Genomic DNA, 24371 nt, shown 5'->3' on the forward strand with positions numbered 1-24371 from the left:
TCGAAGGTGCCACATCACACTCGGGCCGTCGCACTTTCATCACGAACTTGGCCGCACAAGGCGTGTCGGTCCGCGTTCTAGCAGCGCTTGCCGGCCACAGGTCCATTCAAACGACGCAGCGGTACATCGACGTCAACGACAACATGCTGCGTCGTGCGGTGGAGTTGGCTTAACTACTCCACCGACCCGTTGACGACTGTGTAAACAGTCTTGTACTCAACGAAATACTCATCGCCTTTTGCAGCTTCAGTCTCGTCAACACTGTAGATGGCTTCACGCTCCCAGGCCACTTTCGCAAGTGCCGTCAGCGTACGTTGAACTTTGCCTTCTGCCATTGACATCTTGACGAACGTCGCCGTTTCGTTCGTACCACGCAAAAGACCTAGCAGTTGATCACCACTTAATCCAAGTTCGTTGTCTTCAGGCGGCAAGAGTGCTAGCAGACAAGTTGCCGTCTCTTCCGACAGCTCAAAGTGCCTTAGTTCGTTTCTCCAGTCAGCCACGCTGATACGACTCACCAAGACAATTTTGGTGTCGTCTTGATAAACATGAAGAGTCATGCTTCACTCCGTGATTGAATGCAGGGAGCGCACACCGTCGCCCCGCGCATTCAATATTGACTTTACTTCTTGCGCGCGTCGATGTTCGCTTCCATGATGGGAATGATGCACTCATCAAATTCGCCTTTGATGACATCATCGGCGAACAATTCCATCAATTCGCACACTTGCTCGGGAGTATTGACCTGCAAGTACGTAGTTTCACCGAAGACATTCTTCAGCCACCGATTGCCGTACTTAATTCCAACTGCATACAGACCATCCTGTTGAATCTTGTAGACAAGATCGGGCTGTTCAACGTTCTTCGGATCGCGCAAGTAGGCGATGTTTTGGCGAAGCTTTTCAGAGACTGCCTGACGCGCATCGTTCAATGTGTGGCGCTTGGTGCGACTGGTATTCAACGACTTAAGTGCGCGAACACTGGGAACGACTGTAGCGACGCGAGACAGGTACTTGGCACCAGTGGTGCCATTGTGACTTTGAGTAGACATAACTAAGCTCCATTCAAGATAAATCAATGACGGAATGTCATCGATTGAATGAATGTAGTTTTAGAGTCATCCGCGCGGTCTGAACAATGCAGCCTCCCGGCAGTTTGTTCCTAGCGATCGTTCCTAGCAGACCGGCCCGGCCGCCGTCAGCTGTTGTCGGGGAACCGCCCGTAGATCGTGTTGCGGACGTAGGCGTCAAAGTCCTTCTGCGCCCGCTTGACCAGCGTCACTTCGCTGCCCCCGAACAGGCCCTTCTTATAGACACCCTTGGCGATGTCGCGCTTGTCCTGCTCGGTCAGCGACCATCCGAACGGGTTCTTCGGGTCTTCCTTGATGGCGAGCACTTTGTCGGTCAAGCTCAACGGCTTGCCGGCAGGCGTCTTGCGGTAGCGCAGTCGTCCAACGTATGCCGCCTTTGCAAGTGCCTTTCTCGTAGCTGTGCTGAGCTTCCAGCCCTCAGGGTGGTAGTGGTACTTGGAGCCCGGCCGCTTCTGCATAATCAATCTGAACTGCGGCTTGGTACTTTCGTGTGCTCGCTTCCGACCTGTCTCGTTCAAGTCAAGGAACTTCTCGAACATCCGCAGTGCTTCAGCCTTCGTTTTCATGAGCGGAAGTTCGACAAGCATATAACCCGCTCGCGGCTTGTACTCAGACGGCTCCTCGATCCACTTGATGTGCGGCAAGTCCCAAAAGAGATGTGACCTTGGCTCCCACCACTCGCGTTGTGCAGCCGCATCTCCAAACAGATCAACGGCATGTATGTCGCCCCAGTCGTCGAACAGCTCGGTGAGGCCGGGGTACTGCTGCTGTAGTTCCAAGCAAACGGCATCGCGTTTCGTTCGTCGTGCCCAGCAGTAGCGCCGATAGTCGCGGTTGTTCAGGAAGAACCAGAGCCATTGAAGGATGCGGTTCATGTACCACGGCGTATCGGGATTCATACCTCTCACCCCTTGTACTTCGTCGGTTCGTCGGTCATGTCCGGCGTCTCAGCGGGCACCTATGCGCTTTGCTTCGGAATCAGCAAGCCGTCTTTATATATGTAGCCGGCCAGAGCGTTCGTAATCATCCGCTCTTCAGTAGTGTGGTAGTAGGTGCGATCAATCTGTGCAGTGCTTGTTCCGCACATTTCCGCCACCTGCTGCGGCAGTAAACCGCTATTCACCTTCTTAGTGATGAAGTAGTGCCTAAAGCTATATGGAACCAGATCACGCTTTTCGACGTTTCGGATGTTCGCCTGCTCTAGCGCCTTCCGAAAGTGATAGTCGATCGAGCGAACTGTAATTGGAGACTTGCCATCCACGCTGAAGATTAGAGTCTCCGCAAATACAGGCGCGTCGCGTTCACCCTTGTGGACTTTGATATATCGCGGTTGAAGCAACTTGAACAAGCCATCGAAGTATTCTCTGTCCTCGATTGCAAATGTCCTTGTCTTACGAACCTTGCTCGTCTCGCCTCGAACAGTGATCTTCACAAGGCTTCGATCAATCCCGCCGATATTCCTGTCCAACCACGTTATGTCCCTCCAGCGTAGTTGCAACTGCTCCCCACGACGCAGGCCAGTTTCTATCGAGAGCAGCAAATAGTGACCTACGATGTATCTGGTGAGACCATCTTCGTCGTCGATTTGCTTTCGCGCCTCTACCAAACCGCCTTCAAGTACACGCTGAATATCAAGAATCTCGTCGTCGGTGAAACTTGCACGCCTATTGGCGTCATCACCCCGGTCAATTCGCGGCAGCTTCTTGAAATCAAATGCCTCGATGTACGTCTCTTTGTTCTTGTAAAGCCATGACATCATCGCGTTGATCGTACTCTGCTCATTGAGTACAGTTGTCTGGCTGATTGCAAGACCACGCTTCGTCTTTGTGCGCTCATGAAAGTAGTTTTCGCAGTCAGTGCGCTCAAGTTCCTTCAACTTTGTATCGCGCCCTATGAAGTCAAGCCAATGGCCAAGATGAGTCTTGATCGTACCGTATCGACCTTTTACGATAATCCCTGCGTCGACATCTTTTTGTCGTTGTCCCAAGTATTCCTCTACGCCATCCTTTGCGTTCTTTGAGAAATACGACTTACCTGCCAATTGCTGCGCCATCAACTCATAGAATCGCTGTTTGGCCCTATCTATGGCCGTGCTCTTACTACGTGTCTTTAGCGAAAGACGAGCGTACTTTCGTTCCTTCGCAAGCCACATTCGAAAGTGCCAATAATCACCGCGCTTGTAGATGATGGCTTCATCGAAGATAGCTTCTTCGTCGGCGTCGTACTCTTTCTTCTTCAGTGTCATTGCAATTTGGAGTTGCTACGGTTTTGAACAAATACCTTTACGTGCAAGGTTTTGTGCAACTGTAAACGCGAAGCGCCAGCTAAATCAACGACTTAGCTGGCGCTGTGAAAGATTTGTGTAAGTGCAAAATCGTTAAAAATCAAGCACTTACGTCAGAATAACTACTCCCACTCAATCGTCGCCGGCGGCTTGCTGCTCACGTCGTAGGTCACGCGGTTGATGCCGCGGACCTCGTTGATGATGCGGCTGGAGACGCGCTTGAGCAGGCTGTACGGCAGCTCGGCCCAGTCGGCCGTCATGAAGTCGCTGGTCTGGACCGCGCGCAGCGCGACGACGTAGTCGTAGGTGCGGCCGTCGCCCATCACGCCCACGCTCTTGACCGGCAGGAAAACCGTGAAGGCCTGGCTGGTCAGGTCGTACCAGGTCTTGCCGGTAGCCTCGTCGACGGTCTTGCGCAGTTCCTCGATGAAGATGTGGTCGGCACGCTGCAGCAGTGCGGCGAACTCGGCCTTGACCTCGCCGAGGATGCGCACGCCCAGGCCCGGGCCCGGGAACGGGTGGCGATAGACCATGTCGTGCGGCAGGCCCAGTGCCACGCCGAGTTCGCGGACCTCGTCCTTGAACAGCTCGCGCAGCGGCTCCAGCAGCTTCAGGCCGAGCTGCTCGGGCAGGCCGCCGACGTTGTGGTGGCTCTTGATCGTGGCCTTCTTGGTCTGGGTGCCGCCGCTCTCGACCACGTCGGGGTAGATCGTTCCCTGGGCCAGCCACTTCGCGCCCTTGGCGCTCGCGTCCGCGGCCTTGAGCTTGGCGGCCTCGGCCTTGAAGACCTCGACGAACTCGCGGCCGATGATCTTGCGCTTCTGCTCCGGGTCGGTGACACCCTGGAGGTGGCCCATGAACTGTTCGGCCGCCTCGACGTGCACGACCTTGGCATGCAGCCGGCCGGCGAACATCTCCATGACCATGCGGCCTTCGTTCAGGCGCAGCAGGCCGTGGTCGACGAAGACGCAGGTGAGCTGGTCGCCGATGGCGCGGTGGATCAGCGCGGCGGCCACGCTGGAGTCGACGCCGCCGGACAGGCCGAGGATGACCTCCTCGTCGCCGACCTGCTCGCGGATACGGGCGACCGCCTCCTCGATGTAGTCGCCCATGATCCAGTCGCCCTTGCAGCCGCAGATGCCGCGCACGAAGCGGTCCAGCATCGCGTGGCCCTGCAGCGTGTGCGTGACCTCGGGATGGAACTGGACCGCGTAGTAGCCGCGCGCCTCGTCGGCCATGCCGGCGATCGGGCAGCTGGGCGTGCTGGCCATGAGCTTGAAGCCCGGCGGCAGCGTGGTGACCTTGTCGCCATGGCTCATCCAGACCTTGAGCATGCCGTGGCCCTCGGCGGTGCGGAAGTCCTCGACGCCATCGAGCAGCTTCGTGTGGCCGTGGGCCCGGACCTCGGCATAGCCGAACTCGCGGTGGTCGCTCCATTCGACGCTGCCGCCGAGCTGCACGGCCATGGTCTGCATGCCGTAGCAGATGCCCAGGACCGGCACGCCCAGGTCCCAGACCTGCTGCGGCGCGCGCAGCTGGTGGTCCTCGTAGGTGCTGGCATGGCTGCCGCTGAGGATGATGCCGCGCGGGTTGAAGGCGCGGATGAAGTCCTCGGAGACGTCGTTGGGATGGATCTCGCAATAGACCTGCGCCTCGCGCACGCGCCGGGCGATCAGCTGGGTGACCTGCGAGCCGAAATCGAGGATGAGGATCTTGTCGTGTTGCATGGCGGGTCTTCGAGTCGGTCGGACGGGTCAGGCCGGGATGGCCGGTTGGCGAGGCGCATCCTCGTCGCTCGGCTCGGCATGCGCTTCATGCGGAGCCGACGGCGGATGGCGGCGGAAGTGGCGCAGCGCGAGCACCAGGGCGGTGACCTGCAGCGCGGAACAGAGGAAGAAGGGGGCGCCGATGCGCCAGTCACCCTGCGGCAGGTGCGAGACCAGGCCCAGCAGCGCCGCGCCGAGCACCGGCGCGAAGACCTGGGTGGCGCTGTTGAGCGAGGCCACCGCGCCCATCACCTCGCCCTGCGCGTGCGGGTCGGCGGCGCCCGACACGATGCTCTGCATCACCGCGGCGGTCATGAAGCCGAAGACGTTCAGGCCGATCACGGCGTACATCATCCAGCCCTCGGTGGCCGCGCCCCACAGCGCGTAGCAGATCGTCGACGAGACCAGGCCCCACAGCGCGATGCGGTGCGGCCGGCCGCGCTTGAGGGCGACGCGGATCAGCCCGCCCTGCACCAGCACCGACATGACGCCGACCGCGAACAGCGACCAGCCGTTCTCGCGCGGGCCCCAGCCGAACTTGAAGGTCGTGTAGAGCACCCAGGTGGTGTGCAGGATGAACTGCGCCAGGCTGGTCAGCGCCACCACTGCCACCAGCGAGCCGATGCCATGCAGCGCATGGAGCTTGCGCAGCGCGCTGACCGGGTTGGCCCGACGCCAATCCATCGGCTTGCGGCGCTCGGGCGGCAGCGACTCGGGCAGCACGCGCCAGCCGTAGACGCCGTTGGCGATGGACAGCGTGCCGGCGACGAAGAAGGGCAGGTGCAGGTCGATCGCGCCGAGCACGCCGCCCATCACCGGCCCGAGCACGAAGCCCAGGCCGAACATCGCGCCCAGCATGCCGAAGCGCTTGGCGCGGTCCTCGGGCGGGGTGATGTCGGCGACGTAGGCGTTGGCGATGGCCGCGTTGGCCTGCATCGCGCCGCTGAACAGGCGCACCACGACCAGCATCCACAGGGCCGATGCGAGCGCGGTGACGAAGAAGCTCAAGGCCAGGCCGGTAAAGCCCAGCAGCAGCACCGGCCGGCGGCCGTGCTGGTCGGACAGGCCGCCCAGGATGGGCGAGGCGAAGAAGCTGGCCAGGCCGAAGGCGAAGGTCACCACGCCGTACCAGAAGGCGTGGTCGCCCTGGTTGCTGGTGAAGGTGCCGACCAGCGGCGCGAGCACCGGGATGATCAGTCCGATCGAGACCATGTCGATCAGGACCGTGACCATGATGAAGGGCATCGCCGCCTGACGCTGCGGGCGCGCCTTCACGGCGGCGGGCGCGGCGGGTTCGGCGGGGCTGCTGCTGCGGGTCAAGCGTGGCTTTCGGGTCGGGGGCTGGCGCGGAGTCGGAGCGGCATGGCAGCGCGGGTCAGATCGCCAAAACGACCGCGCCCGGCCGGAGCCGGGCGACGGTGCGTCATCGGGGACGGGCCTCACTCCATGCGGTAGTTCGGCGCTTCCTTGGTGATCTGCACGTCATGCACGTGGCTCTCGCGGATGCCGGCGGAGGTGATCTCGACGAACTCGGCGCGGTTGCGCATGTCGTCGATGGTCGCGCAGCCGCAGTAGCCCATCGAGGCCCGGATGCCGCCGGCCATCTGGAACAGGATCGCCACCACCGAGCCCTTGTAGGGCACGCGACCCTCGATGCCTTCGGGCACGAGCTTGTCGGCGTTGGGGTTGGCGTTCTCGTCGTTTTCCTGGAAGTAGCGGTCGGCCGAGCCGGCCTTCATCGCGCCGATCGAGCCCATGCCGCGGTAGCTCTTGTAGCTGCGGCCCTGGTAGAGGATCACTTCGCCGGGCGCTTCCTCGGTGCCGGCGAACATGCCGCCCATCATCACGGTGCCCGCACCGGCGGCGATGGCCTTGGCGATGTCGCCCGAGTAGCGGATGCCGCCGTCGGCGATCAGCGGGACGCCGGTGCCGGCCAGCGCGGTGGCGACGTTGTCGATGGCGGTGATCTGCGGCACGCCCACGCCCGCGACGATGCGGGTGGTGCAGATCGAGCCCGGGCCGATGCCGACCTTGACGCCGTCGGCTCCCGCCTCGACCAGCGCGAGCGCGGCCGCGCCGGTGGCGATGTTGCCGCCGATGACGTCGACCTGCGGGAAGTTCTTCTTGACCCAGCGCACGCGCTCGATGACGCCGGCGCTGTGGCCGTGGGCCGTGTCGACCACGATGGCATCGACGCCGGCACGGGCCAGCAGCTCGACGCGCTCCTCGGTGCCGTCACCCACGCCGACCGCCGCACCGACGCGCAGCTTGCCGTGGGCATCACGGGCGGCGTTCGGGAAGTTGGTCTGCTTGGTGATGTCCTTGACGGTGAACAGGCCGCGCAGCTCGCTCTGGTCGTTCAGGACCAGCACGCGTTCGAGCTTGTGCTGGTGCATCAGCGCCTTGGCCTCGGCCAGCGTTGCGCCTTCGCGGACGGTGATGAGGCGCTCGCGCGGGGTCATGATCTCGCGCACCGGGGCGTCGAGGCGGACCTCGAAGCGCAGGTCGCGGCCGGTCACGATGCCAACCACGCGACCTTCGTCGACGACCGGGAAGCCCGAGATGCCGTGCTGGCGGGACAGCTCGATCACGTGGCGAACCGGGACGCCGGGCGAGATGGTGATCGGGTCCTTCAGCAGGCCCGATTCATAGCGCTTGACGCGGGCGACCTCGGCCGCCTGCTGCTTCGGGCTGAGGTTCTTGTGGACGATGCCGATGCCACCTTCCTGCGCGATCGCGATCGCCAGTCGGGCTTCGGTCACCGTGTCCATCGCGGCCGACACCAGCGGCAGGTTGAGCCGGATGTTGCGGGACAGCTGGGTGGCGAGGCTGGTGTCGCGCGGCAGCACCTGCGAATAGGCTGGCACGAGCAGCACATCGTCGAAGGTGAGCGCTTTGCCTAGAAGGCGCATGAGGAGAGCTCCAGACGCAAAAGGAGATTATAGAAAACCCCGAGCGGGCCGGCCGGTACACTGAAACGATGGCCTGCACACACCGCCCCGCTCCGCTGCGGCTCGCCCTGCGGCGGTCGCTCCAGACGCCCGCTGCGCGTCGCTCCGGCCTGGTCCGGCTGCTCGTCGTGGCAGCCCTGGCCGGGACCTATGCCGGTGTCGCGGCGCCCGCGCTTGCGCAATGGAAATGGCGCGATGCGGACGGCCGGATCCAGTACAGCGACCGCCCGCCGCCGCCGGGCATTCCGGCCAGGAGCGTGCTGGCCCGCCCAGCCGCTCCCGCGCCGGTGCAGGCCCGAGCAGTAGACCCGGCTGCATCACCCGCAGCCACGGCCGAGGCCGCTTCCGGCGCACGCAACGTCGACCCTGAACTGGCCGCCCGCAAGCGCGCCGCCGAGGCCGCCGAACGCAAGGCCGAGGACGAGCGCTTCGCCCGCGAGCGCCAGGCCAGCTGCGCGCGGGCCCGCGACTACCTGCGGGTGCTGGAGACCGGCTTGCCGCTGGCCCGCGTCAACGAGAAGGGCGAGCGCGAGAACGTGCCAGGCGCCGAACGCGACGCCGAGCTGCGCCGGGCGCGCGAGATCATCTCGTCGGACTGCCGCTGAGCCGGATCGGCTTGCCGCTCAAGGCTTGAGCGAGCCCACCTTGCGCCGCACCCGCCCGCGGTCGCCCTGGACCTCGTAGCGCAGCCGGCGCGCTTCCTTGGGGTCGACGCGCAGACCGCGCACGATCTCGACGCGGTCGCCGTCGTCGAGCAGCCGCTCGGGTGCCGCCGCCCTGCCCCACACCGCCACCGTCAGCGCACCGATCACGCCACCGGCCTCGGCCGAAGGCTGCGCGGCCAGCTCGCGCAACAGCGCATGGTCGACCAGCAGGCCGCTGTGCTGGACGGCATCGGCCACGGTCGAGCCGGCCGGCAGGCAGAGCGTCACCGAGACGGTCTGGCGCGCAGCCGGACTGGCGACCACGTGGATGGTCAGCGTCTCAGCGCTTGCCATGGACCTGCTCGGCCCGGGCCACGAAGGCGTCGACGAAGGTGTTGGCGATGCGGTCGAACACGGGGCTGACCACCAGTTCCAGCGGCCGGCTCGAGAAGGCGTAGCGCAGCTCGAACTCGACCCGGCAGGCCTGCGCACCGCCGCCCGGCGTGGCCGCTGCCGGCGTGCCGATGGGCACGAAGCGCCAGGCGCCTTCCAGGCTCGAGAACGGCCCGTCGACCAGCGCCATCGAGACCTGCTCGCCGCTGACGTGGGTGTTGCGGGTGGTGAAGGCATGCCGCACGCCGCCGAAGGACAGGTGCAGGCGCGCGGTGACCTCATGGTCGGACTGCGCCAGCACCTCCGCCTTCTGGCACCAGGGCAGGAACTGCGGGTAGGCCGGGACGTCGACGACCAGGTCGTACATCTCGCGCGGCGAGTACCAGAGGAGGACGGACTTCTTGACGTGCTTCATACAATCCGCCCATTCTAAGAACGACCCATCCAACGCCGCCGTGTCGGCAGGACACGCCATGAGCATCGCCGAGAACAAGAAGGCCTTTTTCAACTACCACATCGAGGAACGCTTCGAGGCCGGCATCGTGCTCTCGGGCTGGGAGATCAAGGCGATCCGTTCCGGCCAGGTCCAGCTGACCGACGGCTACGTGGTGATCAAGGACGGCGAGCTGTTCCTGATCGGCGCGCGCATCAACGCGCTGCGCAGCGCGTCGACCCACGTCAAGCCCGAGCCGGACCGCACCAAGAAGCTGCTGATGCACAAGGCCGAGATCCGGCGGCTGATCGGCAAGGTCGAGCAGAAGGGCCACACCCTCGTGCCGCTGAACCTGCACTACAAGGGCGGCCGCGTGAAGGTCGATGTCGCGCTGGCCAAGGGCAAGGCCGAGCACGACAAGCGCAACACCATCAAGGACCGCGAGTGGGAGCGCGAGAAGGGCCGGCTGATGCGCACGAAGGTCTCGTCGACCGGCAACCGCGAGTGAGCCCGGCTCAACCCAGCGCGCCCAGCGCCTGGGTCAGGTCGGCGATCAGGTCGTCGACGTTCTCGAGCCCGATGCACAGCCGCACCAGCGTGCCCCGGTAGTCGCTCGAACGCTTGCGCAGCGTCGCCGGGTCGTAGGGCGCAACCAGGCTAACCGGCCCGGCCCAGGACCAGCCGATGCGGAACAGCCGCAAGGCATCGACGAAGGCGTCGACCCTCGCCGATGCGATGGCTGGATCGAACGCCACCGTCACCAGCCCCGCCGCCTGCGTGCACAGCGCCGCCCAGTGGGCATGGCCGGGCGAGGCCGGCAAGGCCGGGTGCAGCACCCGCACGAACTCGGGCCTCGTCTGCGCCCAGGCGGCGATGCGGCGGGCCGCCAGGTCCTGCGCGCGGTAACGCAGCTCGATCGTCGGCAGGCCGCGCAGCACGGCGGACACGTCGTCGGCACCGACGCCGTAGCCGAGCCGGCTGTGGGTCCATGACAGGTGGTGGTGCAGCGCGACGTCGCGGCAGGCGACCGAGCCCATCAGCACATCGCCGCCACCGGACGGGAACTTGGTCAGCGCATGCACCGCGATGTCGACGCCGAAGTCGTCCGCGTCGACGCCCGGCTCGCCCAGCCGGAACGGGTTGAAGGCCAGGCCCGCGCCCCAGGTGTGGTCGATCGCGATGCGGGCCTGCGGTGCCAGCGCGCGGGCGGTGCGGATCAGCCCGCGCAGGTCCGGGAACTCCATCGTCACCGAGCCGGCCGCTTCCAGCCAGACCAGCTTCGTGGCCGGCGTGATGGACTGCGCCAGCGAGGCCGCGTCGAGCGGGTCGTAGAAGCGGTGCGAGATGCCCCAGCGCGCCAGCTCATGCTGGGCCAGCGACAAGCTGGGACCGTAGACGTTGTCGGGCAGCAGCAGCTCGTCGCCGGTCTTCAGCAGCGCCAGGTCGACCAGCGTGATCGCCGCCAGTCCGCTCGGCACGAGCATGACGTGCTCGGCGCCTTCCAGCACGGCCAGGCGGGCCTCCAGCGTGAAGCTGGTGGGCGTGCCCTTGAGACCGTAGGTGTAGGCGCTCTTGTCGATCCAGCGCCGCTCCCGCAGCGCCTTCACGTTCGGGAAGAAGACCGTCGAGGCCTTGTGCACGCCGACGGGGATCGCGTCCCATTCGACCGGCGCGCGGTAGGCGTGGTGGATCAGCGCGGTGCTGACCGGTGAGGTCGGATCGTCGTGTTCATCGGCCATCGCGCCCGCCCCACCCGATCAGACCAGCTCGCCGACCAGGTCGTGGCCGGAGGTGCCGACGATGCGCACGCTGGCGAACTCGCCGACCTTCATCGTCTTCGACGCCTTGCTCGGCGGCAGCACCTGCACGGTGCCGTCGATCTCGGGTGCATCGGCATAGCTGCGGCCCACGCCGCCCTTGCGGCCCATCGCCGGCGCGCGGTCGACCAGGATCTGCATGGTCGCGCCGACGCGGCGGGCCAGGCGCTCGGTCGAGACCGCTTCGGCCACCGCCATGAAGCGGGCGCGGCGTTCCTCGCGGACCTCGTCGGGCAAGGCGCCCGGCAGCTCGTTGGCGGCCGCGCCAGTGACCGGCGAATAGGCGAAGCAGCCGGCGCGGTCGATCTGTGCTTCCTTCAGGAAGTCCAGCAGCATCTGGAACTCGTCCTCGGTCTCGCCGGGGAAGCCGGCGATGAAGGTCGAGCGCACCACCAGCTCGGGGCAGGCCGCACGCCAGGCCAGGATGCGCTCGAGGTTGCGCTCGCCGCTGGCCGGCCGCTTCATGCGCCGCAGCACGTCCGGATGGGCATGCTGGAAGGGCACGTCGAGGTAGGGCAGCACGAGGCCCTCGGCCATCAGCGGCAGCACCTCGTCGACATGCGGGTAGGGATAGACGTAGTGCAGCCGGACCCAGGCACCGAAGGGCCTGGCGATCTCGCCGAGCTTGGCGACCAGGTCGAGCATGCGGGTCTTGACCGGCGCGCCGTTCCAGAAGCCGGTGCGGTACTTGACGTCGACGCCATAGGCCGAGGTGTCCTGGCTGACGACCAGCAGTTCCTTGACGCCGCCCTCGAACAGCCGCTGCGCCTCGGTCAGCACGTCGCCGACCGGCCGCGACACCAGGTCGCCGCGCATGCTGGGGATGATGCAGAAGGTGCAGCGGTGGTTGCAGCCCTCGCTGATCTTGAGGTAGGCGTAGTGGCGCGGCGTGAGCTTGATGCCGGCCGGCGGCACCAGGTCGATGAAGGGGTCGTGCGGCTTGGGCACATGCAGGTGGACCGCGTCCATGACCTCCTGCGTGGCGTGCGGACCGGTCACGGCCAGCACCTTGGGATGGACCTGCCGCACCAGGTTGCCACCGTCCTCGCCGGACTTCGCGCCCAGGCAGCCGGTGACGATCACCTTGCCGTTCTCGGCCAGCGCCTCGCCGATGGTGTCGAGGCTTTCCTTGACGGCATCGTCGATGAAGCCGCAGGTGTTGACGATCACCAGGTCGGCCCCCTGGAAGGTCTTGCTGGTGGCGTAGCCCTCGGCGCTGAGCTGGGTCAGGATCAGTTCGGAGTCCGTGAGCGCCTTCGGGCATCCGAGGCTCACGAAGCCGATCTTGGGGGCGGTCGCCGGGGCGGTGGAAGCGGATTCATTCATGGGCCGAATTGTCCGTGATCGGCGGACCGGACCGCCTGGCGACCGGACAATCACGCACCGTCGCCCCCTGACTTGCCGGCCCGCCGCCTTGAAGCGTTCCACTCACATCACGCCCATCACGCCCATCACGCCCGCCCGCACCCAGCCCCGCGACGACGGGCTGCCGTTCCCGGACGCGTTCGGCGGCCTCGACCCGACGGCGCTCGGTGCGCAGGCGCTGGCGCAGGCGCAGGCACAAGCGCAGGCACAGGCGCGGCATGTGTTCCTGGGCGGCAACGGGCTGCCCGGTCGGTGGGCCGGGCAGGCGCGGCATGTCGTGCTGGACACCGGCTTCGGCCTGGGCCACCGGTTCCTCGCCACCTGGGATGCCTGGCGGCGCGATCCACAGCGCTGCGATCGGCTGGTCTACGTCGCGCTGGACCGGCATCCGCCGACCGCGCAGGACCTGGCGAGCGGGCTGCGCGACTCGCCCTGGCCCGAGCGGGTGGCGCAGCTGGTCGCAGCCTGGCCGCCGGCCTCGCCGGACCTGCAGGGCATCGACGTCGAGGCCGGCCGGGTGCAGCTGCTGCTGGCCTGGGGCGACCTCGCCGAGGTGCTTGACGGCCTGCACCTGCGATTCGACACGCTCTACCTCGACGGCAGCGCGGCGGCCTGCCTCCCGGCGGTGCGGGATGCCGACATCTGCCGGCGCATCGCCCGTCTGGCGGCACCCGGTGCGCATCTGGCGACCCGGAGCGTCGACCCGGGCCTGCGCGACGAACTCGCGCGCCAGGGCTTCGAGACCACGCAGCGACCCGGCATCGGCGATCAGGCCGAGATCACGGTCGGTTGCCACAGGCCTCGCTTCCAGCCACCGGTGCCGCGCGGCTGGCACACGCCGACCGCGGCACCGGGCCGCGACGCGCTGGTGATCGGCGCCGGCCTGGCCGGCGCCGCCGCCGCCTGGGGCCTCGCGCGTGCGGGCTGGTGCCCGACCGTGCTCGACCGCCATGCACAGCCGGCGCAGGAGGCCTCGGGCAACGCCGGTGGCCTGGTCCACGCGATCTTCAACGCGCCCGACAGCCTGCACGCGCGCTGGTTCCGGGCCGCCGCGCTGGCGACGGCTCAGGCCGCAGGACCTGCGCTGGCACGGGGCGAACTGGCCGGCTCGCTCGAAGGCTTCTTGCGCCTGGAGCCTCGGCTGGCCGACGACCGGGCACGCCAGCAGCGCGATGCGGTCGGCCTGCCGCCGGCGCTGGTCGACTGGAGCGACGCCCGTCAGGCCGCTGCCCTGTCCGGCCTGCCGCTGGCCTCGGGCGCCTGGCTGTTCGAGCACGCCGCCGGCTGGCTGGACCCGGCCGGCTGGACGCGCTGGATGCTGGCCCAGGCCGGCGTCGACGCGGCCACGTCGACCCGATGGATCGGTGCGCGGCAGGTCGAGCGGCTGGTCCCGCCCACGTCGGACGATGAGGGCTGGACCGCGCTCGGTGCCGACGGCGCGGTGATCGCCCGCGCCCCGGTCGTCGTGCTGGCCAATGCGCTGGATGCGACCCGGCTGCTGCCGGCCGGCGCGCTGCGCCCGCGCCTGTCGTCGGTGCGCGGCCAGGTCACGCGCCTGCCGGCCGACCTGCCGGGCCTGCGTCGACCGACGCTGCCGCTGTCCGGCCAGGGCTATGGCCTGACCTTGCCCGGCGGCGAGGTGCTGGTCGGCGCGACCACGCAGCATGAAGCGCCCGACGACGCCGGCCGCACCCTGCGGCTGGACGACCAGCGCCACAACCTGTGCCGCGCCGCCGCGCTGGGCATCGTGCCGCCGGGCCTGGACGGCGACGCCGATCCGGACGCCCCCTTGCTGCCGGGCCGGGCCGGCTGGCGGGCGGTGACACCGGACCGCCTGCCCCTGGTCGGGCCGGTGGTCGATGGCATCGAGCGGGCGCGCCTGCTGGCCGCCGGCCGGACGCGGCTGGACGGACCGCGCCACCAGCCTCGCCTCGTTGGCCCCGCCCACGGGCTCTACCTGTGCACCGGACTGGGATCGCGCGGCATCACCTCGGCGCTGCTGGCCGGGCGGGTGCTGGCGGCCTGGGTCGGGGGCGAGCCGATGCCGGTCGAGGCCGCGCTGCGCGACGCGCTGGACCCGGCCCGCGACCTCGGCTGAGCCGGGTCGAGACGGGTGGAGCCGGGCCGAGCCAGACGATTCAGCCCTCGCTCGGCCGACGTGCCACCCGACGTGCCAGCCGCTGCGGCAACCAGGCGCCGGCCCACAGCAGGCCGCCCATGACACGGAACAGCAGCGCCGGCCCGAGCGCCCCGCCGAGCAGGCCGAAGACCAGCGGCAGCACGGCGCTCGACAGGTTGATGACGGCCGAGCGCAGCGCGATCACCTCGCCCTGCTGGTCGGGCGGCGCAAGCTGGTGCAGCGCGCTCAGGATCATCGGCTGCACGATGCCCTGGGCCAGTCCCAGCACGATGGCGCAGACCACCATCGCGCCCGCGGTGGTCGCCAGCGGGTAGACGAAGAAGACCGCGCCGATCACCAGCATGGCCACGCTCATGACATGGCGCTCGGTCAGGTGCTCGGCCAGCACCGGCACCAGCAGCCGGACGGCCGTCACGGCCAGCGCGAACACGCCCAGCACGGTGCCGATGGCCGAGGCGCTCAGGCCGTTCTGGTGGCCCATCAGCGGCACCAGGAAGGTGTGCAGGTCCCAGCTGGTCGAGAAGAACCAGTTGCTCAGCAGGATGCCGCCGACACCCGGCAGCGACAGCAGCGCGATCACGCCGTGGCGCGGCACCGCCACGCGGCGGCCCGCCACCGCCGGATCGGCCTGCGAACCCGGCGCCAGCGCGACCGGCACGCGCGCGGCGCACAGCAGCGTGCCCAGCGGCAGCAGCGCGAGCACCGCCGCCGCGCCGGGGAAGCCGATCGCGTCGATCAGGAAGCCGGCCATCATCGGCCCGAGCACGTTGCTGAACGAGGGCGCGACGCCCAGCCAGCTGAACACGCGCTTCAACTCGGCGCGCACACGCTCGTCATCCTCCGGTGCGCCGGCCGGCAGGCCGTAGCTGGCCAGCCGGCCGGCGCTGCGCTGGATCGAGATCAGGCCCAGGTTGCTGCCGGTGCCGGCCAGCGACGCGGCCAGGCCGAGCAGCAGCAGCTGCGCGAGAGCCAGGCCACCGGCCGGCTGCGGCGTCGACCACAACAGGCCCCAGGCGGCGGCCGGTACCGCCAGCAAGCCGCCCAGCAGCACCAGCACGACGGCGCTGCGCACCGGGCGGTGGTAGCCGCGCCGATCGGTCCAGCGGCCAGCGCGCACGGCCGTCACCACCGGCACGATCGAGAACAGGCCCAGCAGCAGGCCGGCCGCCGCCTCGCCGTGCAGCCAGCCCAGGCCGCCCTGGCGCAGCAGCATCAGCGGCAACGCCATGCGCAGCCCGGCCATCGCGGCATGCAGGCAGACCTGGCCGAACACCAGCGCGAACAGGATGTGGTGGCGGGCGACCGGGGCAGCGGTGGGACTCATCAGGCCGGATTCTCCGGCGCGTCGTCCTCGTCCACGGCGGGCGGTCCGGACGGCCCGATCAGGTGGCGAGCGTCCGGCTCGGACAGCGCCTCGACGCCCTTGAGCCGCCGGCCCATGGCGCGCGTGCGGACCTCCGCCTGGTCGAGCGTGTGGTGGGCCTCCTCCAGCTTCTTGCGGGCCTTGGCCAGCACGTCGCCGAACTTGGCGAACTCGGTCTTGACGGCACCCAGCACGGTCCAGACCTCGGCGCTGCGGCGTTCGATGGCGAGCGTGCGGAAGCCCATCTGCAGGCTGTTGAGCAGCGCCAGCAGCGTGGTCGGGCCGGCCAGGGTGACGTGGTGCTCGCGCATCAGCGCCTCGTTCAGGCCGGGACGGCGCAGCAACTCGGCGTAGAGGCCCTCGGTGGGCACGAACAGCAGCGCGAAGTCGGTCGTGTGCGGCGGCGCCAGGTACTTGGCGCGGATGGTGCGGGCCTCGTCCCGGATACGGCCTTCGAGCGCGCGCGATGCCGCTTCGGCCGCCTCCTTGTCGGCGCGGTCCTGGGCGTCGATCAGGCGCTCGTAGTCCTCGCGCGGGAACTTGGCGTCGATCGGCAGCCAGACCGGCGTGGCCTCGCGCATCTGGCGGTCGGGGCCGTCGGGGCCCGCGCCGCCGCGTCCGGGCAGGCGCAGCGCGAACTCGACCCGCTCGCTGCTGCCCGGCACCGTCGCCATGTTGACGGCGTACTGCTCGGCCGTAAAGACCTGTTCGAGCAGGGCCGCGAGCTGCACCTCGCCGAACACCCCACGGGTCTTGACGTTGCCCAGCACGCGCTTGAGGTCGCCCACGCCCTGGGCCAGCGTCTGCATCTCGCCCAGGCCGCGGTGGACCTGTTCGAGCCGTTCGGCAACCTGGCGGAAGCTCTCGCCGAGGCGCTGTTCCAGCGTCGCATGCAGCTTCTCGTCGACGGTGGCCCGCATCTGTTCGAGCTTGCGCTCGTTGTCGGCCTGCAAGGCCGACAGGCGCTGTTCGACACCCGCCTGCATGGCCTGCACGCGCCGGTCGAGGCTGGCGCGCAGCTCGCCCAGGCTGGCCACCAGTTCAAGCCTCGTGTCGCGGGCCGAGCCCTGCACCGCCTCGCGCAGCTCACGCTCCAGGCGCTGCTGGCCGCCGGCCAGGTCGCGTTGAAGCCGGTCGAGGTCGGACTCGATGCGCTGGGCCCAGTCGCTGTCGGCCGGATCGGCTGGCGCGCGCAGCACCAGCATGAGCAGCACGACCAGGTTGACGGCGCCCAGCAGGACCAGCAGCAGCCAGGGCAGGTTGAGGGCGTCGGTCATCGGTGTCCTTGCAAGCTCGCGAAGGTGGCGAGCGTGCCAGCCCGGTGGCTCGGCAGGTGAGCCACCCCGGCGCGCGGCCTCAGGTCGCGGCCGTCAACAGCCCGCGCAGCTCATCGGGCAGCGGCACCGACTTGCGCACCCGCTGGTCGACCCAGACCGTCAGCGCGCCGCCACTGGCGTAGATGACGCCGGGCTCGTCGGCCTTCTCCAGCGTCGTGTAGGTCTCGATGCTGCTGCGGCCGGGATTGCGCACGTACATGCGGGCGACCACCTCGGCCGGAAACGCCAGCTGCAGGTGGAAGTTGCAGAAGGCGTTGACGATCACCGGCCCGATGCCGTGCGGCTCAACCTGCAGCCCGGTCGACGCCAGCCACTCCAGCCGGGCGATCTCGAGGTAGCGGAAGTAGACGGTGTTGTTGACATGGCCCATCGCGTCCATGTCGCCCCAGCGGACCGGGAAGCGGCTGGTGTGAACGAAGACCTTGTCCTCGGGAAGATCGAAGCGCATCTCAGGTCGGAAATGGAAGGAGAAGGTGGAAGCCCGCGTGCGTCCGCAGGCGCGGGCTCAGGCGATGTCAGGCGACGTCAGGCGTCGTCGAGCGACACGCCCAGCTCGCCGGCCAGCTTGGCGACCTGGGCACGCAGCTGCGCGATCTCGGCCTGCATCTGGCGGTGTTCGGCCCGCAGCAGCGCAAGTTCCTCGTCGGTGGCCGATCCGCCGCCGGCATGGGACGACGGTGCGCCGCCGGCCTGCACCAGCAGCGCCGGGTCGACCGGGCCGCACAGCAGGTGGGTCCAGCGTGACTCGCGCGAGCCCGGCGCACGGGCCAGCTTGATGACGCGCGGCGGCGTCTTCTCGGCCAGCTCTTCCAGGAAGCCCTCGACCGACGAGACATCGGCGAAGCGGTGCAGCCGCTCGGCATTGGCGCGCAGTTCGGCAGCGGTCTGCGGACCGCGCAGCATCAGCGTGGCCAGCAGCGCGCCGGCCGCGCCGGGCACGCCCAGGCCGCGCGGCAGGTTGTGGTCGTAGCGCACCACCCGGCTGCCGCTGACCTCGCCGACCAGGCTGAGCGACTTCAGCTCGTCCAGCGCGGCCAGGATCTGCGGCTCGGTCAGCGCCATCACCGGCTCGCGCGCGGTCTTCTGGTTGCAGCCCGATTGCAGCGCGTTGAGCGACATCGGGTAGGTGTCGGGCACCGTCGCCTGCTTCTCGACCAGCACGGCCAGCACGCGGGCCTCGACCGGCGTCAGGTCGCGCACCTGGCGTGCGCCCGTGCCATGCGCCTCGCTCACAGGCCGAACCCGTCGTCGGCCTGGATCACCGCGCCATTGAGGAAATGGCTCTCGTTGGCGCACAGCATCAGCAGGCTGGTGTCGAGGTCGGCCGGCTTGCCCAGGCGCTTGCGCGGCAGCATGTTGACGAGCTTCTGGCCACCGTCGGTTTCCCAATGGTGGTGGTTGATCTCGGTGTCGATGTAGCCGGGGCAGATCGCGTTGACGTTGATGCCGAACTTGCCCCATTCCAGCGCCATCGCGCGGGTCATGTGGATGACGGCGGCCTTGCTCATGGCGTAGACGCCGATCTGGCTGATCACGCGCAGGCCAGCCATCGAGGCGATGTTGACGATGCGCCCACCGGTGTAGGTGCCCGGTGCCGCGCCACGGGCCCGCGCCACCATGCGGCGGCCGACTTCCTGGGCGACGAAGAAGGCGCCGCGCACGTTGGTGTCGAACACGAAGTCGAAGTCTTCGGGGCCCACGTCCAGCAGCTTCTGGGTCGTGCTGACGCCGGAGTTGTTGATCAGGATGTCGAGCGTGCCGACCTCGGTCTCGGCATGCGCCACCGCCGAGGCGATGCTGTCGGTGTCGGTCACGTCCAGTTCGACGACGTGGGCATCACCGCCCTGCCCCTCGATCTCGGCGCGCAGGGTCTTGAGCCGCTCGGTGCGGCGCCCGGCCAGGACGACGGCGGCGCCGGCCTTGGCAAGGGTGCGGGCGAACTGTTCGCCCAGGCCGCTGGAAGCGCCGGTGACGAGGGCGACGCGGCCCGACAGGTCGATGCTGTAGCTCATGGTGTGGGTCTGTAGGGAACGACTTGAAAGCGCTCGGCGAGGTGCCTTCCGGCACCCCGCGAGGGATCACATCACGATAGCAGAAGGCCCCTGGCGCGGGCCTGGTCCGAGGCGGCCGGAAGCTCAGGCTGCGGGGCTGTCCAGCGGGCTGGAGGGGCCGACGGCCGGGACAGGTCCGAGCTGCTGCAACCACTGCTCGACCGGCATCGGGCGGGCGAAGTGATAGCCCTGGAATTCCTGCACGCCAAGGGCGCGCAAGGCCTCGAACTGGGCCTGTGTCTCGACCCCTTCGGCGACCGTCGACATGCCCAGCGCCGCGCACAGCTGGACCATGTGGGCCAGCAGCTTGGCGGCGCGGCCATCGTGGTCGATGTCCATCACGAAGCTGCGGTCGATCTTGATCTTGTTGAACGGCAGGTGGCGCAGGTAGCTCAGTGAGGAATAGCCGGTGCCGAAGTCGTCCAGCGCGAGCGAGTAGCCGGTTTCGCGCAGCCGCCGCAGCAGCGGCTCGACCACGGTCATGTTGTCGACCAGGGCCGACTCGGTGATCTCCAGCTCAAGCTGATCGGGCGTGATGCCGGCGCGCTGGCAGGCCACCATCAGCTGCTGTTCCAGGCCGCGTTGCAGCAGCTGCTTGGGCGACAGGTTGACGGCCACGGTGAAACGGTGACCGGCTTCCTGGCCGCGCTTGACCAGCTGGGCCGCCGCATGCAGCGCATGGCGACCCATCAGGCCGATCAGGCCGGTCTTCTCGGCCATCGGGATGAACTCGACCGGCGAGACGTTGCCGAAGGCCGCGGTCGACCAGCGCATCAGCAGCTCGACGCCCACGGCATGGCCGTCGCGGTCGACCTTGGGCTGGGCCACGAAGGTGAAGCCGTTGCGCTCGGCATCGGTGCGCAGCAGCGACTGCATGCGCACGCGCCGCTGCACGTCGGTGTCCAGCTCGGGGTCGTAGAAGGACAGGCCGTTGCGGCCACGTTCCTTGGCGACGTACATCGCCGCGTCGGCCTTGCGCAGCAGCGTGCCGGGATCGGTGCCGTCGCGCGGCGACAGGGCGGCGCCGATGCTGGGCGTCACGGTGACCTCATGGGCGTCCAGCGCGATCGGCTGGTTCAGTGCGGCCAGCACGATCTGCGCGACCGACCGGACCTCGTTGTCGCCCGAGTCCGGTCCCAGCACGATGACGAATTCGTCGCCGCCCCAACGACCGACCAGCGCGTCGTCCGGCAGCAGTCCGGTCAGGCGCCGGGCGACCGCGCGCAGCAGCTGGTCGCCGACCTCGTGGCCGAAGGAGTCGTTGACCTCCTTGAAGCCGTCAAGGTCGATGAACACGATCGCAAATGGCCGCCGGGTCGCCTCGGTCAGCCGCGAAGCCAGGTGCTGCTCGATCGCCGCCCGGTTGGGCAGCTCGGTCAGCGCATCGGCCAGCGCCATGCGGGCCAGCCGGGCCTCGGCGCGCATCTGCTCGCGCAGGTCGGTCAACGAGACGATGTAGCCGCGTCCCGACTCGGTGAAGTGCGACAGCGGCGTGATGTTGACCTCGACCGGAATGGCCTCGCCCTGCAGCGAATGCAGCTCGGCCGGACCGGCCCAGCCGCCCAGTCCGGCCAGCTCGGCCTCGATCCCGGCCGGCAGCGTCAGCCTCGGCGCGATCGCCTGCCCGGCCAGCTCGTCGCCATGCAGGCCGCACAGCGCGCTGTAGGCCTGGTTGGTTTCCTGGATGCGCCATTCGCCGTCGGTCACCGCAATGGCATCGCGCGTGCTGGTGAAGGCCTGCGCCATCAGCCGCAGCGATTCCTCGGCCTCGCGCTGCTCGGTGATGTCCTTGATCGTCCCGGTGACCAGCAGGGCATGGTTCTGGCGGTCGCGCTGGACCGCCCGGCCGCGCGCGCGCACCCAGCGCAGGCCCTGCGGCAGTTGCAGGCGGAAGGCGACGTCCAGATCGTGGCGCAGGCCGCTGGCATGCATGCGCCAGGTCAGCCGGAAGGTCTCGATGTCCTCGACATGCACGATCGCGGCCAGCTCGGCCTTGGTCAGCGCCGGCACGCAGACGTCGCGGCCGTGTTCGTCCACGTAGGGCTCGACGCGGAAGCGAAGGTCGTCGGACGACCAGGACCAGACCGCCTCGCCGCTGGCCCAGAGTGCGCGTTGCAGGCGCCGCTCGGCATCCTCGCTGCGGCGGATCTCCAGCCGGGCCTGTTCCAGCGCCAGCCGGGCGTCGTGAAGTTCCTGCAGGTGTCCGGCCAGACGTGTCTCGCTGGCCTGGCGGGCGGCGCGTTCCTGGGCCAGCTGCCGGGCCAGTCGCTCGGCCAGCGGCAGACCCGCATCCGGTGCCACCGGAACGCGATCGGCCTTCATGCGGGGCTCCGGCCGGACGCCGGCACGGTCGCCCCCACGATCGCCGGTGCCTGCGATGACTGCGCGGCATGAACGGAGGACAACAGCAGGTCGATACCGGAGGACATGCGGGAACAGGCGTCGGATGGGAGGTCGGGCAGGGACGGGGCGGGGCTGGGCTTGGCGACAGGGCGGTGCATCCGCCCAGGACAAGCCGGGGCTTCAGGGCCGCAGATTAGCGTCAGTGACACCGTCGCGATCGACCGAATTGGCGTGGGTTCCGCGAACTGTGAACGTCGTGCGGCACGTCTTCGATTCTTCAACTTACCAAATGTCAATTTAGCACGACCGTGCTTTTGTTGCAGTGCAGCTGAGTAGAATCTCGCCGCCGCAGCGAAGACTGTGGAACCCCAGCCCACACGGAAGACAAGGATGAGCATGAGTCCCGAGGAGATCCTGGCCCAGTTCGGCCCGCGCGAGTCGATGGAATACGACGTCGTGATCGTCGGTGCAGGCCCGGCCGGCCTCGCCGCCGCGATCCGGCTCAAGCAGCGCCATGCCGACCTGTCGGTGGTGGTGCTCGAAAAGGGCTCCGAGCCCGGCGCCCACATCCTGTCCGGCGCGGTCATGGACCCGATCGCGCTGAACGAGCTGATCCCCGACTGGCAGGCGCTTGGTGCGCCGCTGAATCAGCCCGTCACCGGCGACGAGGTGCTCTTCCTCAGCGAAACCCACGCGCAGAGCACGCCACAGGGGCTGATCCCGGACTGCTTCCACAACCACGGCAACTACGTCGTCAGCCTGGCCAACGTGGTGCGCTGGCTGGCGACGCAGGCCGAGGGCCTGGGCGTGGAGATCTTCCCTGGCTTCACCGCCGCCGAGCTTCTGTATGACGAGGCGGGTGCGGTGCGCGGCGTGGCCACCGGAAACATGGGCGTCGGCAAGGACGGCGAGCCGACCGACAACTTCCAGCTCGGCATGGAACTGCTGGGCAAGTACACCTTCTTCGCCGAGGGCGCGCGGGGCCACCTGGGCAAGCAGCTGATCGCGAAGTACGCGCTCGACGAGGGCCGCGATCCACAAAGCTACGGCCTTGGCATCAAGGAACTCTGGGAAGTGCCGGCCGACAAGGCCCAGCCCGGCAAGGTGGTGCACACCGCCGGCTGGCCCATGAACGAGCAGACCTACGGCGGCGGCTTCCTGTATCACCTCGAAGGCAACCTCGTGACGCTGGGCTTCGTGGTCGGGCTGGACTACCAGAACCCCTGGCTGAGCCCGTTCGAGGAGATGCAGCGCTGGAAGACCCACCCGGCGATCCGCGCCCACATCGAGGGCGGCAAGCGCATCGGCTACGGCGCCCGGGCGATCGTCGCCGGCGGCCTGCTGAGCCTGCCCAGGCTGGCCTTCCCCGGCGGCGGCCTGCTGGGTTGCGACGCGGGCACGCTCAATGCCGCGCGCATCAAGGGCAGCCACGCCGCGATCAAGACCGGCATGCTGGCCGCCGATGCCGCCGCCGACGCGCTGGCCGCCGGTCGTGCCCGCGACGAACTCGTCGCCTACCCGGCCGCCTTCGAGTCCAGCTGGCTGCACGCCGAGCTGGACCGCAGCCGCAACTTCAAGCAGTGGTTCAAGAAGGGCAACACGGTCGGCACGGTGATGACCGGCATCGAGCAGTGGCTGCTGCCCAAGCTCGGCATCAAGAGCCCGCCGTGGACGATCCACCGCCACGGCCCGGACCATGCCCGCATGCATGCCGCCTCGGCCTGCGAGCCGATCCGCTACCCCAAGCCCGACGGCAAGCTGACCTTCGACCGCCTCAGCAGCGTCTTCATCAGCAACACCAACCACGAGGAAAACCAGCCGGCGCACCTGACGCTCAAGGACGCCTCGGTGCCGGTGTCGGTGAACCTGTCGAAATATGCCGGCCCCGAGAGCCGATATTGCCCGGCGGGGGTCTACGAGTTTGTCAACAAGGACGGTGCGGACCAGTTGGTGATCAACGCGCAGAACTGCGTGCACTGCAAGACCTGCGACATCAAGGACCCGACCCAGAACATCGTCTGGGTCACGCCAGAAGGTGGCGGCGGCCCGAACTACGGGGGTATGTGATCGGTACCTGATTCGCCGCCGCGCCGATCGCGCGGGCCGCGGTTCGGCGAATGCCATCGGAGGGGACGGGGCCAGGGGCCGCGTCCCCTTTGTCGTTTCAGACCCTCGGCTCCTGGGAGACGGCCGTGGCGTCCAGCGCCCGACATCGGGGGCACACCCCGCGTTCAAGGGCGTGAATTTGTCAGTTTCGGGATCGCTTTTCGCGTAATACGTATCCCGGACCTCAAGGTATCATCTTGTTACGCCATGGACATTTTGAAGCCAGCATTCATGGGCTGGTTTTCCTGGACGGCGTGACAGACTCGATCAACCTCGTTGTACTGCGCT

At 67.9% G+C, this 24371-nt stretch carries 22 protein-coding genes; 5 read left to right on the forward strand and 17 right to left on the reverse strand.

Going from position 1 to position 24371, the window contains the following annotated elements; genetic code table 11:
- Positions 1-173 (forward strand): tyrosine-type recombinase/integrase (locus Q8X39_RS06175; protein ID WP_305749278.1); only part of this gene is annotated, 173 nt, incomplete at its 5' end.
- On the opposite strand, the gene Q8X39_RS06180 is transcribed toward Q8X39_RS06175, so the two are convergent.
- From Q8X39_RS06180 to guaB, 7 genes are all read right to left on the reverse strand, one after another.
- Complete coding sequence (locus Q8X39_RS06180) at positions 174-560, reverse strand: hypothetical protein (RefSeq protein WP_305748783.1); 387 nt, start codon at positions 558-560, stop codon at positions 174-176.
- A gap of 62 nt (positions 561-622) precedes the next feature.
- Entirely contained in the window at positions 623-1051 is a 429-nt protein-coding gene (locus Q8X39_RS06185; protein WP_305748784.1) for a hypothetical protein, read from the reverse strand.
- A gap of 146 nt (positions 1052-1197) precedes the next feature.
- Entirely contained in the window at positions 1198-1965 is a 768-nt protein-coding gene (locus tag Q8X39_RS06190; protein ID WP_305748785.1) for a hypothetical protein, read from the reverse strand.
- 83 nt (positions 1966-2048) lie between these two features.
- Positions 2049-3335 carry a tyrosine-type recombinase/integrase gene (locus tag Q8X39_RS06195; protein WP_305748786.1) on the reverse strand — a complete coding sequence of 429 codons (1287 nt, stop codon included), beginning with the start codon at positions 3333-3335 and terminating at the stop codon, positions 2049-2051.
- Between the two features lie 161 nt (positions 3336-3496).
- Complete coding sequence (gene guaA, locus Q8X39_RS06200; protein WP_305748787.1) at positions 3497-5101, reverse strand: glutamine-hydrolyzing GMP synthase; 1605 nt, start codon at positions 5099-5101, stop codon at positions 3497-3499.
- A 27-nt stretch (positions 5102-5128) separates the two neighbouring features.
- Positions 5129-6460: a TCR/Tet family MFS transporter gene (locus Q8X39_RS06205; RefSeq protein ID WP_305748788.1), complete on the reverse strand. Its 1332-nt coding sequence runs from the start codon at positions 6458-6460 to the stop codon at positions 5129-5131.
- A 119-nt stretch (positions 6461-6579) separates the two neighbouring features.
- Positions 6580-8052 (reverse strand): IMP dehydrogenase, encoded by a 1473-nt coding sequence (gene guaB / locus Q8X39_RS06210; protein WP_305748789.1) that lies wholly within the window; start codon positions 8050-8052, stop codon positions 6580-6582.
- A 68-nt stretch (positions 8053-8120) separates the two neighbouring features.
- Between guaB and Q8X39_RS06215 the strand changes: the two genes are divergently transcribed.
- Complete coding sequence (locus tag Q8X39_RS06215) at positions 8121-8696, forward strand: DUF4124 domain-containing protein (RefSeq protein WP_305748790.1); 576 nt, start codon at positions 8121-8123, stop codon at positions 8694-8696.
- An 18-nt stretch (positions 8697-8714) separates the two neighbouring features.
- Here Q8X39_RS06215 and Q8X39_RS06220 read toward each other — a convergent pair whose 3' ends face one another.
- Positions 8715-9089: an RnfH family protein gene (locus Q8X39_RS06220; protein WP_305748791.1), complete on the reverse strand. Its 375-nt coding sequence runs from the start codon at positions 9087-9089 to the stop codon at positions 8715-8717.
- Entirely contained in the window at positions 9076-9543 is a 468-nt protein-coding gene (locus Q8X39_RS06225; RefSeq protein ID WP_305748792.1) for a type II toxin-antitoxin system RatA family toxin, read from the reverse strand. Before Q8X39_RS06225 ends, Q8X39_RS06220 begins: the two co-directional genes overlap by 14 nt.
- A 58-nt stretch (positions 9544-9601) precedes the next feature.
- Between Q8X39_RS06225 and smpB the strand changes: the two genes are divergently transcribed.
- Positions 9602-10069, forward strand: a complete 468-nt coding sequence (gene smpB, locus Q8X39_RS06230; RefSeq protein ID WP_305748793.1) for an SsrA-binding protein SmpB — start codon at positions 9602-9604, stop codon at positions 10067-10069.
- 7 nt (positions 10070-10076) lie between these two features.
- Here smpB and Q8X39_RS06235 read toward each other — a convergent pair whose 3' ends face one another.
- Both Q8X39_RS06235 and rimO read right to left on the reverse strand, forming a co-directional pair.
- Positions 10077-11300: a PLP-dependent transferase gene (locus Q8X39_RS06235; protein ID WP_305748794.1), complete on the reverse strand. Its 1224-nt coding sequence runs from the start codon at positions 11298-11300 to the stop codon at positions 10077-10079.
- An 18-nt stretch (positions 11301-11318) separates the two neighbouring features.
- The gene (gene rimO / locus Q8X39_RS06240; protein WP_305748795.1) at positions 11319-12704 is read right to left on the reverse strand and encodes a 30S ribosomal protein S12 methylthiotransferase RimO; all 1386 of its coding nucleotides are present in this window, start codon (positions 12702-12704) and stop codon (positions 11319-11321) included.
- An 88-nt stretch (positions 12705-12792) separates the two neighbouring features.
- On the opposite strand from rimO, the gene mnmC1 reads away from it, so the two are divergent.
- Positions 12793-14841: an FAD-dependent 5-carboxymethylaminomethyl-2-thiouridine(34) oxidoreductase MnmC1 gene (gene mnmC1 / locus Q8X39_RS06245; protein ID WP_305748796.1), complete on the forward strand. Its 2049-nt coding sequence runs from the start codon at positions 12793-12795 to the stop codon at positions 14839-14841.
- A 40-nt stretch (positions 14842-14881) separates the two neighbouring features.
- On the opposite strand, the gene Q8X39_RS06250 is transcribed toward mnmC1, so the two are convergent.
- The 6 genes from Q8X39_RS06250 to Q8X39_RS06275 all read right to left on the reverse strand — a co-directional run bounded on the left by Q8X39_RS06250 (position 14882) and on the right by Q8X39_RS06275 (position 21956).
- Positions 14882-16207, reverse strand: coding sequence for an MFS transporter (locus Q8X39_RS06250; RefSeq protein ID WP_305748797.1), 1326 nt, complete (start codon positions 16205-16207; stop codon positions 14882-14884).
- Entirely contained in the window at positions 16207-17523 is a 1317-nt protein-coding gene (locus Q8X39_RS06255; protein WP_305748798.1) for a DNA recombination protein RmuC, read from the reverse strand. Before Q8X39_RS06255 ends, Q8X39_RS06250 begins: the two co-directional genes overlap by 1 nt.
- A gap of 79 nt (positions 17524-17602) precedes the next feature.
- Entirely contained in the window at positions 17603-18031 is a 429-nt protein-coding gene (locus Q8X39_RS06260) for an acyl-CoA thioesterase (RefSeq protein ID WP_305748799.1), read from the reverse strand.
- A gap of 77 nt (positions 18032-18108) precedes the next feature.
- Entirely contained in the window at positions 18109-18783 is a 675-nt protein-coding gene (locus Q8X39_RS06265) for a YceH family protein (RefSeq protein WP_407067985.1), read from the reverse strand.
- A gap of 29 nt (positions 18784-18812) precedes the next feature.
- The gene (locus tag Q8X39_RS06270; protein WP_305748801.1) at positions 18813-19595 is read right to left on the reverse strand and encodes an SDR family oxidoreductase; all 783 of its coding nucleotides are present in this window, start codon (positions 19593-19595) and stop codon (positions 18813-18815) included.
- A 123-nt stretch (positions 19596-19718) separates the two neighbouring features.
- Entirely contained in the window at positions 19719-21956 is a 2238-nt protein-coding gene (locus Q8X39_RS06275) for a putative bifunctional diguanylate cyclase/phosphodiesterase (protein ID WP_305748802.1), read from the reverse strand.
- Positions 21957-22373: 417 nt separating this feature from the next.
- On the opposite strand from Q8X39_RS06275, the gene Q8X39_RS06280 reads away from it, so the two are divergent.
- On the forward strand, positions 22374-24044 hold the full coding sequence (locus Q8X39_RS06280) for an electron transfer flavoprotein-ubiquinone oxidoreductase (RefSeq protein WP_305749279.1): 1671 nt from the start codon (positions 22374-22376) through the stop codon (positions 24042-24044).
- Positions 24045-24371 lie beyond the last annotated feature (327 nt).

The sequence above is a fragment of the Leptothrix discophora genome, assembly GCF_030705305.1.
Lineage (GTDB): Bacteria > Pseudomonadota > Gammaproteobacteria > Burkholderiales > Burkholderiaceae_C > Sphaerotilus > Sphaerotilus discophorus.